We start from the raw sequence: 10,938 nt of genomic DNA on the forward strand, positions 1-10,938 counted from the left end.
GCACCGGCCTGATCAGCCGGGCTGGCACGGCAGGTCAGGGCCCGGGGGCGGGTCGATGACCGGGCGGCGGAACGGGCCCCACGCCACGAAGCGTTCGAACAGCTCCCGAGGGGTCGGCCCGTCGTAGGGGTTGAGCTGGTACAGGTCGTGTGCCGCCTCGTGATAGAGCCCGGCCAGGTAGATGGTCAGGGCCGCCGGGTCCGCGTCGAACTCCGCCTTGAGCAGCAACCGGGCCTCCGCGCACGGCCACGGCCGGCCGTCGGCCCGGCAGCACCACATCGGCCGCAGCGGGGTGTGCGGCGTCCGTTCACCGCAGGCTCGGGGATGTGCGGGGTACGGCCCGAGCCGCGGGTGCGGCAGCCCGGCCATCGACGTACGCGCCCGCGACCGTCGGGGCCAGCCGGGGCGGCTTGAGCTGGGCATGGGGTACCTCCTCGACTGGGGACGGGAACGCGCCGCCGGGTGCGCGGGCCCGGTGGGGTGACAACCGGAGCTGCCGACGGCGATCCGGTAGGTGACAGTCTGCTGATCACACCGCTACGGTCGGAAGGCATCGGCGCGTCCGACGGCGGAGCTGCGTCGGTTGCGCGACCCGCCGGGCGGGCCGGTGGAGACGACCCCCGACCTGCGGAGGCACTGTGGAAGGCGACGCCGCGCCGACGGCCGACATGATCCGCGCCCAACTGCGCCGGCTGCGCACCGCCGCCGGGATGAGTCAGGAGGACTTCGGCCGGCTGGTGCACTACTCCGGTTCGATGGTGTCCGCGCTGGAGCTGGGTCAGCGCCCGCTGGACCGGCTCTTCCTGGCCCGCGCCGACGAGGTGCTGGCCACCGGCGGCCTGCTGGTCTACCTGCTCAAGCTCGCCGAGCGGGACGGCCAGCCAAGCTGGTTCCGGCCCTGGCTGGACGCCGAGCGCAGCGCCCGCCAGTTGCGCTGCTTCCAGCCCACGCTGATCCCCGGCCTGCTCCAGACCGAGAACTACGCCCGCGCCGTCATTCGCTGCGATGACCTGCTCAGCGACGACGAGGTGGAGCGACGGGTGCACGCCCGGCTTGACCGACAGTCGCTGCTGGTCCAGCCGGAGCCGCCGCAGTTCATCGCGGTCGTCGACGAGTTGGTGCTGCGGCGTGCCGGGGAGGACTTCCGAGGGCTGATGGTCGAGCAGATCACTCATCTGGTTGCCAGCCTGGAACGGCCGCACGTCAGCCTGCACATCATTCCGGCCGAGGTCGGGCTGCACGTCGGCCTGTCGGGGCCGTTCAATCTGGCCCGTGGCGCCGACGGTGGTTGGGTGGGACACATGGAACACCAGATTGACGGCCTCGTGGTAGATGGCGACCATGAGGTGGCCACACTGCTGGCGCGCTGGGAAATGATCAGGAATGGTGCCCTTTCGCGCCGGCAGTCGATCGAGCTGATGAAGGAAGTCGTGACCACATGGACCTGACCGGTGCCCGGTGGCGCACATCCAGCCGGAGCGGCAACGGAGAGTGCGTCGAGGTGGCGGACAATCTTCCCGGGGTGGTGGGCGTGCGGGACAGCAAGGACCGAACCGGCCCGGTGCTGGTCTTCGCGCCGGCCGCCTGGCGGGCGTTCGTCGCCCTCGCCCGCCGACCCACCGCCTGACCCGGAGGTCCTGTTGCCGCAGAACGGCCCGCCGGCCGAGAACCCGGACGCGACGCCCGGTCGCCCGCCGGCCAGTCCCCCGCCGATCACTCCCCCGCCAACCGAGACGCCACGCCCGGTGCCGATCCCCGACCCGGGCGTCGACCCGGACGAGCCGCCGGCCGTCCCGTCCGGAAAGTTCGGCACGCCGGGGCGTCCGCTTCGGCGCAACAGCTTCCTGATCGGCTTCACCGGCGCGGTCGGCGTGCTGCTGGCGTACACCCTTTATCTGGGGGTCCGCAACGCCGGCGGCATCCTGGTGCTGGTGGTGATCGCGCTCTTCCTCGCGGTCGGCCTCAACCCGGCGGTGGTCCGGCTGCGCCGCTGGAAGCTGCCGCACGGCCTGGCGGTCGCGGTGGTGGCGCTGACGGTGGTGCTGCTGCTCTGCGGCGGCGTGGTGGCGCTGGTCCCGCCGATCGTGACCCAGTCCGGGCAGTTCATCGACCAGATCCCCAGCCTGGTCGAGGACCTGCGCCGCAACCCGACGGTCAATGACCTGGTGGAGCGGTACGACGTGATGGAGCGGGTGCAGAGCGCGGCCAACGCCCAGACGGTGGGCCGGGCGCTGGGCGGGGTGCTCGGCGGCGCCCAACTGATCTTCGGCACGGTGTTCCGGACGCTGACCGTGCTGGTGCTGACCATCTACTTCCTGGCCTACTTCAACCGGCTGCGCTCCCTGGGCTACGCGCTGGTGCCGCGCTCACGCCGGGAGCGCGTACAGCTGATCGGTGACGAGATCCTGGCCAAGGTCGGCGCGTACATGGTCGGCGCGTTGAGCATCGCGGTGCTGGCCGGCGCGACCACCTTCGTGTTCGCGTTGATCGTCGGGCTGCCGTACCCCTTCGCGCTGGCCGTGGTGGTCGCGGTGACCGACCTGATCCCGCAGATCGGTGCCACTCTGGGCGCGGTGGTCGTGAGCCTGGTCGGTTTCGCCACCAGCCTGCCGGTGGGTATCGCCTGCGTGGTGTTCTTCCTCATCTACCAGCAGGTGGAGAACTATCTGATCTACCCGAAGGTGATGCGACGCTCGGTCGAGGTCAACGAGGTGGCCGCCCTGCTGGCCGCGCTGCTCGGGGTGGCGCTGCTGGGCGTGGTGGGCGCGCTGATCGCCATCCCCACGGTGGCCGCGCTGCAACTGATCCTGCGCGAGGTGGTGCTCCCCCGGCAGGAGACCCGCTGACCGGCCCCTGGCGTCAGTCGGCCTGGCCGGCGAGCGGGCCGGGGACGGGGATGTCGGCGAACGACGCCACCGTCCGGTCGGCGTACGCGCTGACGTCGCCGGCCTCCATCGGGCCGTCCCAGGTGGTCGGCAGCGGCACCGCGACCGCCGGGTTGACCCGACGGACGATCTCGTCGAGCACCCTCTCCGCGTCGCCGACCCAGAGGTGTTTGGCGCCCGACACCCCCACCACCTCGGCCTGCGGCACCGCGGCGAACCGCTCCTCGGCCTCCGCCGGGCGCAGGTAGTCGTCGAACTCCGGCACCAGGGCCACCAGCGGCCGACCGGAGGCGGCCCAGGTGGCCAGGTCCTCCGGTGCCGAGAAGCGCAGCGGCGGGGAGAGCAGGATCGCGCCGGCGATCGCCGGGTCGCAGCCGTACTTGAGCGCCAGGTCGGTGCCGAACGACCAGCCGACCAGCCAGATGTTCGGCAGTTCGGCGAACTCCGCGTACTCGATGGCGGCAGCCACGTCGAAGCGCTCGCCGACGGCCCCGTCGAAGGCCCCCTCGCTGGTGCCGCGCACGCTGCTGGTCCCCCGGGTGTTGAACCGGAGCACGGCCACGTCTGCCAGCGCGGGCAGCCGCCAGGCCGCCTTGCGGAACACGTGGCTGTCCATCATCCCGCCGTGGGTCGGCAGCGGGTGCAGACAGACCAGGGTGGCCACCGGCGGCCGGTCGGCCGGCACGGCCAACTCGCCGACCAGCCGCAGACCATCGGCGGTGTGCAGCTCGATGTCCTCCCGGCGGCCGGGCAGGATCGACGACGCGCGGATCGCTGTGCTCACCGCTCAAGTCTGTCGCGAAGTCACCGCCGCCGCCCGCCCAGGCACGAACAGGGTGATCCAGGTCGCTCAGTAGCGCGGAGTGCCCCGGCCGCGCTGCACCGCCGGGCCACGCCGGTCGCGAGCGCGCCAGCAGCCGCTGTGCCAGTGCCGCCGGTCGGTGAGGTCACCAAGGCCGTCCGCAGGCCAGGCCACCAGGTGCGCCACGCCGGGCCGAATCTCCTGGTTACAGCCGGGGCAACGGTACGTCTTGACCGACGCCCCCGCGCCGATCCCGCGTACCTGCCAGGCGCCGTCGGTCCACTGCTGCACCGAGGCGACGCCCTGCCGGACCCGGTCGTCGTCCAGGTTGGCGTTCTCGTCCCGGCGGGGGCGATTGCGACGGGGGCTCACAGTCACCAAGCGTACGGTCCGACGGGCGGGACGGCCCCACGGCCGTCCCGCCCGACGGCTGAGATCGGCGTTGACCCGTCAGCGGTGCGAGTGGTCGCGGAAGCCCCGGCGGGTCTTGCGACCCAGGTAGCCGGCGGTGACGAGGTGCTCCAGCAGCGGCGCGGGCGCGAAGCCCGGCTCGCGCAGCTCCAGGTACAGCTCCCGCTGGATGGCCAGCGAGACGTCCAACCCGACCACGTCGAGCAGGTCGAACGGGCCCATCGGGTAGCCGCAGCCCAGCTTCATGGCGTGGTCGATGTCGTCGGCCGTGGAGTAGCTGGCCTCCAGCATCTTCACCGCGTCGTTGAGGTACGGGAAGAGCAGCGCGTTGACGATGAACCCGGATCGGTCGCCGCAGACCACGGCGGTCTTGCCCAGCGCGGCGCAGACCGCCCGGGCGGTCGCGGTGGTTTCCGGGGAGGTGCGGATGGTGCGGACCACCTCGACCAGCGGCATGATCGGCGCCGGGTTGAAGAAGTGCAGCCCCACCACGTCGGCCGGCCGGTGGGTGGCCATCGCCACGTCGATCACCGGCAGGGACGAGGTGGTGGTGGCCAGCACCACGCCCGGCTTGCAGATCTCGTCGAGGCTGGCGAAGAGCGCCTTCTTCACGCTCAACTCCTCGACCACGGCCTCGACCACCAGGTCGACGTCGGCGAGGTGGTCGAGCGCGGCCGACCAGCTGATCCGGCCCAGCGCGGCGTCCCGGTCGGCCTCCGCAAGCTTGCCGCGCACCACGCCCTTGTTCAGCGAGGTCTTCACCGCCTCGCAGACCTTCGCGGACTTCTCCGCGCCCCGGGTCACCGAGACGACCTCGTAGCCGGCCTTCGCGAAGACCTCGATGATCCCGGTGGCCATCGTCCCCGAGCCGACCACGCCAACTTTGGTGATGGCCCGCGCGCCGTCGGCGAGCGCGACCGCCGAGGCCAGCGGCGTCGCCTCGTCCGGTACGACCACCGGCGAGCCGGGCCGCTCGTAGGTGTAGAAGCCCCGGCCGGACTTCCGACCGAGCAGCCCCGCCGTCACCATCTGCTTGAGCAGCGGCACCGGGGCGTGCCGGCGGTCCCGCCCGCCGCGCCGGTACATGGTGTCCAGGATCTCGTACGCGGTGTCCAGGCCGATCAGGTCCATCAGCGCCAGCGGGCCCATCGGCAGGCCGCAGCCGAGCTTCATGGCGGCGTCGATGTCCTCCCGGGTCGCGTAGTGCGACTCGAACATGCCGACCGCGTGGTTGAGGTAGCCGAAGAGCAGCGCGTTGGCGATGAAGCCGGCGCGGTCGTTGATGGTGACGTCGACCTTGCCGAGCCGGGCGCAGAGCGCCTCCACGTCGGCGACCACCTCGGGCGCGGTGACCACGGTGCGGACCACCTCGACCAGCTTCATCACCGGCGCGGGGTTGAAGAAGTGGATGCCGATCACCTGGTTGGGCCGGGTGGTGGCCACCGAGATCTCGGTGACGCTCAGCGACGAGGTGTTGGTGGCCAGGATGGTTTCCGGCCGGCAGACCCGGTCCAGCTCCGCGAAGATCCGCTGCTTCAGGTCCAGGTGCTCGGGCACCGCCTCGATGACCAGGTCGACGGAGTGCAGCGCGTCCAGCCCGACCGCGAAGTGCACCCGCTCGTGCAGGGCGTCCCGGTCCGCCGCGGCGAGCTTGCCCTTGGCCACCGCACGGTCGGTGGAGCCGGTGAGGGTGACTCGGCCACGCTCCAGCGCCGGCTCGGAGATCTCGACCGCCACCACGTCGATGCCATTGCGGGCGAAGACCTCGACGATGCCGGCACCCATGGTGCCCAGCCCCACAACGCCTACGGTGCTGAACTCGCGCGCCACGACCGGCCTCCCCAGACAGTCCGCACGACCACTGAACGGCCGCTAAGGTTATGCGCGCGAGTCTGCCACGTGACGCACAGTTGTCGAGGCGCCGTGGCATATTTCACCCACGACGACACCGTCTGCCCGGGTTGCCGAGGCTCCGCTTCAGCTCGCCGGGACGGCGGTCAGCGCCAGCAGCTCCGAGACGAACGCCGCTGGCCGCTCCAGGTGCGGACTGTGCCCACAGCCGGGCAGCACCACCTCGTGGTACGCGCCGCCGGCCGCCGCGTACCGCTCCAGCACCGCCCGGGTCTGGCCGATCATCGGCTGCGCCGGGCAGTCCTCCTCACCAGGCCAGCCGGGCACCACACCGAGCGAGCCCAGGTACGCCAGGTCGAACAGCGAGGTGTCCGAGACGATCACGTCGGCGTCGCCGCGTACCCAGGTGACCGAGGGCTTGTCGGCGACGGCCACCAGCTCGTCGGCGAGCCGGAACCAGGTCGGCGCGAGCGCGTTGAGCACCCCGCGCTCCCCCGGCGCCATGCCCGGCCAGTTCTCCGAGGACGCCGCCGTGCCCGGGTAGTTGTCGTCCCCGGTCGCGGTGGAGAGCAGGCTGTCCAGCAGCAGTTCCTCGTCCGCGCCCAGCGACGCCGGATCAGCCACATAGGTGGCCCGCAGCACGGCGCGTGGGCTGGTCTGGGCATCCGCGCTCCGGTCGTGGGCGGCCAGCCGGGCGACGAAGTCCGCGTTGGCCGTGCCGGCGCCGGTCCCCGCGAAGTCGGCGGTGGTCGGTGTACCGACCAGGTCGCGGGTGCCACCGAAGCCGTACGGGGAGACCGGCGCGGCGAGCAGCAGCGCGCCCACCCGGTGTGGGTGGTCGACCAGCAGCCGCATCGCCACGCCCCCGCCGAGGGAGTGCCCGACCACCACCGGGCGGGCGTCGGCGGTGCCGAAGAGCGTCGGGTCGTCCAGCAGGGCGGCCACGTCGTCGGCGAAGTCCGTCAGCCCTCGGGTGGCGTTCACCGGGGCGGTTTCGGAGTCGCCGTAGCCGCGCAGGTCCGGGGCGACCACCCGCAGCGTCGGCGGCAGCCGCCGGACCAGCGGCTCCCAGAACAGCGCGGACGAGCAGTTGCCGTGGATCAGCAGCACCGGGATGCCGTCCGGCGGGCCTGCCACCCGTACCGCCTGGGTGATGCCGTTCGCCGTCACGGTCCGCTGCTCGGTCTCCATTCGCGGGATGGTGCCACGCCCGCCGACGCCGGTCCATGTGCCAGCCACCCATCCGCGGTCCGCCGCGAATGTGGCCCACCGGCATCCGAGTGAGGGGTCAGCGGCGCGCGGAGGGCGGTGTGGCCAGGGGCAGAGGCAGCGTCGGCCGGATGTCGAGCCGGGACGGGCCGAAGCTGAGCCCGACCGGATCGGTGTGGGCCACCCCCGGGTCGAACAGGCGCAGCTCGGTGCGGCCGATCCGGATCAGGTCGCCGTCGGAGAGTCGTTCCACCTCGGTGATCCGGCGGTCGTTGAGCCAGGTGCCGTTGGTGGAGCCCAGGTCCCGGAGCGAGGCGCCCTCCGGGGCCAGCCACACCTCCGCGTGCCGACGGCTCAGGTGCGGGTCGTTGATGACCACATGACCGGTCGGGGCGCGACCGATCACCTGCGGCTCGGCCCGCAGTCGAAAGCTCGCCCCGCGCATCGGCCCACCTGCGACCGTCAACAGTGGCCTCAGTTCCGGATGTTCGTCCATCGACAGTCATCCCTCCACCCACACCGTCACTCCGCGCGTCAGCCTGCCACCAGACGGTAATCGTCAATATTGACCGGCCGGTCAGCTCCGCGCCACCTCCCGGCCACCTCCCGTTCGACGATTCGGACGGGCAGCATCCGGCCCCAAGGGCCTGAACTGCTCTGATCAACGAGTGGGCGGGTCGATGCGACTCTCGTCCCGCCGGCCCGAATCGGGGCCTACCGGCGAGTAATCTCCGGGTCTAGACTTCCGCCATGACGGCTGTTCATGTCCCGGGCACCCCGGTCATCGATGCGGGCCTGCTGGTGTCCACCAGCCCGGCCACTGGCGCCGAGGCCGGTCGCTTCCCCGTCGCCACCCACACCGACGTGCGGCAGGCCGTCGACCGCGCCCGCGCCGCGGGCGAGTGGTGGGCCGGTCTGGGCTTCACCGGCCGTCGGGCGCGGCTGCTGCGCTGGCGCGCCCTGCTCGCCAAGCGGATCGAGCAGCTCGCCGAGCTGATGCACCTCGAGGGCGGCAAGCCCGTCGCCGACGCCATCGTCGAGATCGTCACCGCGATCGAGCACGTCGACTGGGCCGCCCGCAACGCCGGCCGGGTGCTCGGCCCGCGCCGGGTGCGGTCCCGGCTCATCCTCGCCGAGTTCTCCGGGCACCTCGAATACCAGCCGTACGGCGTGGTCGGCGTCCTCGCGCCGTGGAACTATCCGGTCCTCACCCCGATCGGCTCCGCGGCGTACGCCCTCGCCGCCGGCAACGCCGTGGTGTTCAAGCCGAGCGAGTACACGCCGGCAATCGGCCAGTGGCTGGTGGACAGCTTCGCCGAGGTCGTCCCCGAGCAGCCCGTGTTCACCGCCGTGCACGGGCTGGGCGACGTGGGCGCCGCGCTGTGCCGCTCCGGGGTGAACAAGGTGGCCTTCACCGGCTCCACGGCGACCGGCCGGAAGGTGATGGCCGCCTGCGCCGAGACGCTGACCCCGGTGGTCATCGAGGGCGGCGGCAAGGACGCCATGATCGTCGACAGCGACGCCGACCTGGACGCCGCCGCGACGGCGTGCGTCTGGGGCGGCATGACCAACGCCGGCCAGACCTGCATCGGCATCGAGCGGGTGTACGCCGTCGACCCGATCTTCGACGCCTTCGTCGACAAGGTGGTGGCCCGTGCGGGCCGGCTGACCGTTGGGCCGGACGGCGAGGACATCGGCCCGATCACCATGCCCGGTCAGATCGACGTGATCCGCCGCCACATCGAGGACGCGGTCAGCTCCGGTGGGCGCGCCGTGCTCGGCGGCCCGAGTGCGGTGCAGCCGCCGTACGTGCACCCGACCGTGCTCGTGGACGTACCGGAAGAGTCGGCCGCCGTCCGCGAGGAGACCTTCGGGCCGACGCTGACCATCAGCCGGGTCCGCGACGCCGACGAGGCCGTCGACCGGGCCAACGCGCTGCCGTACGGGCTCGGTGGTTCGGTCTTCGGCCGGCGCCGCGCGGTGACCATCGCCCGACGGCTGCGCTCCGGGATGGCGTCGGTCAACTCCACCCTGACCTTCGCCGGGATGTCCACCCTGCCGTTCGGCGGGGTCGGCGACTCCGGCTTCGGGCGGATCCACGGCGAGGACGGCTTGCGCGAGTTCGGCCGGACAAAGGCGATCACCCGTCGGCGAGCCCGGTCACTGCTGCCGTCGATGACCTTCGAGCGGACCCCGGCCGACGTCGCCCGACTGGTCAAGACCATCAAGATGCTGTACGGGCGGTGACTCTCAGAAGAGGGTCAGCTCGTCCTTCTCGATGCCCCGCAGCTTGTCGTAATCCACCACCACGCACCGGATGCCCCGGTCGGCGGCGAGCACCCGCGCCTGCGGCTTGATCTCCTGCGCGGCGAAGACCCCGGCGACCGGGGTGAGCAGCGGGTCGCGGTTCATCAACTCGAGATAGCGGGTGAGCTGCTCCACCCCGTCGATCTCACCGCGCCGTTTGACCTCGACGGCGACCGCGCCCTGGTTGGCGTCCCGGCAGAGCAGGTCGACCGGACCGATCGCCGTCATGTACTCGCGGCGGACCAGCGTGTACCCCTCGCCCAACGTGCCCGGGTTGGCCGCCAGCAACTCCTGCAGGTGCGCCTCCACCCCGTCCTTGCGCAGGCCAGGATCCAGCCCCAGCTCGTACGAGGTGTCCTGGAAGATCTCCTCCAGGGTGATCCGCAGCTCCTCGCCGGCCTTGTTGACCACCCGCCACACACCGGGGGCCTCCTCCAGCCGGCACGGCGGGCTCATCCAGTTCAACGGCTTGTACGCCCGGTCGTCGGCATGGATCGACACCGACCCGTCCGCCTTCACCATCAGGAGCCTGGTGGCCAGCGGCAGGTGAGCCGAGAGCCGTCCGACGTAGTCCACAGAGCACTTCGCAATGACCAACCGCACCCGACGAGGGTAGCCGAGCACCCACCGGTCGCCAGCGAGCGGCACTGGCGCGTCGATGCGATGCTGAGACCGTGCTCGAAGTCCTCACCGGTACCGGACTCGCCGCGTCGGCGGGGCTGAACGCCTACATCCCCCTGCTCACCCTCGGTCTGCTCGCCCGCTACACCGACCTGATCGACCTGCCCAGCGGCTGGACGTGGCTCGGCAACGGCTGGGTCATCGTCATCCTGGCCGCCCTGCTCGCCGTGGAGATGGTGGCGGACAAGGTGCCGGTGGTCGACCACGTCAACGACGTGGTGCAGACCGTGGTCCGACCCACCGCCGGCGGCCTGGCCTTCGGCGCCGGATCATCGTCGGAGACGGTGACGGTCAGCGACCCGGCGAGCTTCTTCTCGTCCCACCAGTGGGTGCCAGTGGTCGTCGGCGTTCTGCTCGCGTTCGGCGTACACCTGCTCAAGTCCGCCGCGCGGCCGGTGGTCAACGCCACCACCGCCGGGTTCGGTGCCCCGGTTGCCAGCACCGCCGAGGACGCCACAAGCGTGTTGGTCTCACTGGCGGCGATCCTCCTGCCGGTGTTGGTGCTCGCCTTCCTGCTCGGCCTCGTGGCGTTCGTCTACTGGTTCCTACGCCGGCGCTCCGAACGTCGCCGGGAACGCCAGGCAGCCCGCGCCGCCGGCTTCCGCGTCTGACGGCTGCTGTCCAGGTTCGTCTGTTGTCCAGGGCTCGTCTGCTGTCCAGGGCTCGTCTGCTGTCCAGGTTCGTCGTGACCCTGGAGATGCCGCTGGCCGGCACCCCGGGTTGGGGGTGCCGGCCAGCGGTCGGTTCATGCGGTGATGCTGGTGTGGGTCAGCTGTTCCAGTTCTGGCCGAC

At 71.7% G+C, this 10,938-nt stretch carries 12 protein-coding genes; 5 read left to right on the plus strand and 7 right to left on the minus strand.

Annotation, left to right across the window (positions count from 1 at the left end):
- Nucleotides 1-12: 12 nt before the first annotated feature.
- On the minus strand, nt 13-369 hold the full coding sequence (locus ABZV00_RS22795) for a hypothetical protein (protein ID WP_355609462.1): 357 nt from the start codon (nt 367-369) through the stop codon (nt 13-15).
- Nucleotides 370-638: 269 nt separating this feature from the next.
- Here ABZV00_RS22795 and ABZV00_RS22800 point away from each other — a divergent pair, with 269 nt between their 5' ends.
- The 3 genes from ABZV00_RS22800 (at nt 639) to ABZV00_RS22810 (ending at nt 2,846) form a co-directional block, all read left to right on the plus strand.
- Nucleotides 639-1,448 (plus strand): helix-turn-helix transcriptional regulator, encoded by an 810-nt coding sequence (locus tag ABZV00_RS22800; RefSeq protein ID WP_355609426.1) that lies wholly within the window; start codon nt 639-641, stop codon nt 1,446-1,448.
- Nucleotides 1,439-1,627 carry a DUF397 domain-containing protein gene (locus ABZV00_RS22805; protein ID WP_328419793.1) on the plus strand — a complete coding sequence of 63 codons (189 nt, stop codon included), beginning with the start codon at nt 1,439-1,441 and terminating at the stop codon, nt 1,625-1,627. Before ABZV00_RS22800 ends, ABZV00_RS22805 begins: the two co-directional genes overlap by 10 nt.
- A 124-nt stretch (nt 1,628-1,751) precedes the next feature.
- Nucleotides 1,752-2,846 (plus strand): AI-2E family transporter, encoded by a 1,095-nt coding sequence (locus ABZV00_RS22810; RefSeq protein WP_355609465.1) that lies wholly within the window; start codon nt 1,752-1,754, stop codon nt 2,844-2,846.
- A gap of 13 nt (nt 2,847-2,859) precedes the next feature.
- On the opposite strand, the gene ABZV00_RS22815 is transcribed toward ABZV00_RS22810, so the two are convergent.
- The 5 genes from ABZV00_RS22815 to ABZV00_RS22835 all read right to left on the minus strand — a co-directional run bounded on the left by ABZV00_RS22815 (nt 2,860) and on the right by ABZV00_RS22835 (nt 7,603).
- Nucleotides 2,860-3,669 (minus strand): alpha/beta hydrolase, encoded by an 810-nt coding sequence (locus ABZV00_RS22815; RefSeq protein ID WP_355609429.1) that lies wholly within the window; start codon nt 3,667-3,669, stop codon nt 2,860-2,862.
- Nucleotides 3,670-3,735: 66 nt separating this feature from the next.
- Nucleotides 3,736-4,059 (minus strand): hypothetical protein, encoded by a 324-nt coding sequence (locus tag ABZV00_RS22820; protein ID WP_355609432.1) that lies wholly within the window; start codon nt 4,057-4,059, stop codon nt 3,736-3,738.
- Nucleotides 4,060-4,137: 78 nt separating this feature from the next.
- Nucleotides 4,138-5,928 (minus strand): 3-hydroxybutyryl-CoA dehydrogenase, encoded by a 1,791-nt coding sequence (locus ABZV00_RS22825; RefSeq protein ID WP_355609435.1) that lies wholly within the window; start codon nt 5,926-5,928, stop codon nt 4,138-4,140.
- A 147-nt stretch (nt 5,929-6,075) separates the two neighbouring features.
- Entirely contained in the window at nt 6,076-7,140 is a 1,065-nt protein-coding gene (locus ABZV00_RS22830; protein ID WP_355609437.1) for an alpha/beta hydrolase, read from the minus strand.
- A 97-nt stretch (nt 7,141-7,237) separates the two neighbouring features.
- Complete coding sequence (locus ABZV00_RS22835) at nt 7,238-7,603, minus strand: FHA domain-containing protein (RefSeq protein WP_355609440.1); 366 nt, start codon at nt 7,601-7,603, stop codon at nt 7,238-7,240.
- 305 nt (nt 7,604-7,908) lie between these two features.
- On the opposite strand from ABZV00_RS22835, the gene ABZV00_RS22840 reads away from it, so the two are divergent.
- Nucleotides 7,909-9,405, plus strand: a complete 1,497-nt coding sequence (locus ABZV00_RS22840; protein WP_355609443.1) for an aldehyde dehydrogenase family protein — start codon at nt 7,909-7,911, stop codon at nt 9,403-9,405.
- 3 nt (nt 9,406-9,408) lie between these two features.
- On the opposite strand, the gene nucS is transcribed toward ABZV00_RS22840, so the two are convergent.
- Nucleotides 9,409-10,068 (minus strand): endonuclease NucS, encoded by a 660-nt coding sequence (gene nucS / locus ABZV00_RS22845; RefSeq protein WP_328419807.1) that lies wholly within the window; start codon nt 10,066-10,068, stop codon nt 9,409-9,411.
- Nucleotides 10,069-10,139: 71 nt separating this feature from the next.
- On the opposite strand from nucS, the gene ABZV00_RS22850 reads away from it, so the two are divergent.
- Nucleotides 10,140-10,757, plus strand: a complete 618-nt coding sequence (locus ABZV00_RS22850) for a DUF4126 domain-containing protein (protein WP_355609447.1) — start codon at nt 10,140-10,142, stop codon at nt 10,755-10,757.
- Nucleotides 10,758-10,938 lie beyond the last annotated feature (181 nt).

The sequence above is a fragment of the Micromonospora sp. NPDC005173 genome (assembly GCF_040608515.1).
Lineage (GTDB): Bacteria > Actinomycetota > Actinomycetes > Mycobacteriales > Micromonosporaceae > Micromonospora.

Bases quoted from the DNA above. Each gene is read 5' to 3' on its own strand.
- ABZV00_RS22830 (WP_355609437.1), bottom strand. From the start codon at position 7,140: ATGGAGACCGAGCAGCGGACCGTGACGGCGAACGGCATCACCCAGGCG.
- ABZV00_RS22835 (WP_355609440.1), bottom strand. From the start codon at position 7,603: ATGCGCGGGGCGAGCTTTCGACTGCGGGCCGAGCCGCAGGTGATCGGT.
- ABZV00_RS22840 (WP_355609443.1), top strand. From the start codon at position 7,909: ATGACGGCTGTTCATGTCCCGGGCACCCCGGTCATCGATGCGGGCCTG.
- ABZV00_RS22795 (WP_355609462.1), bottom strand. From the start codon at position 369: ATGGCCGGGCTGCCGCACCCGCGGCTCGGGCCGTACCCCGCACATCCC.
- ABZV00_RS22805 (WP_328419793.1), top strand. From the start codon at position 1,439: ATGGACCTGACCGGTGCCCGGTGGCGCACATCCAGCCGGAGCGGCAAC.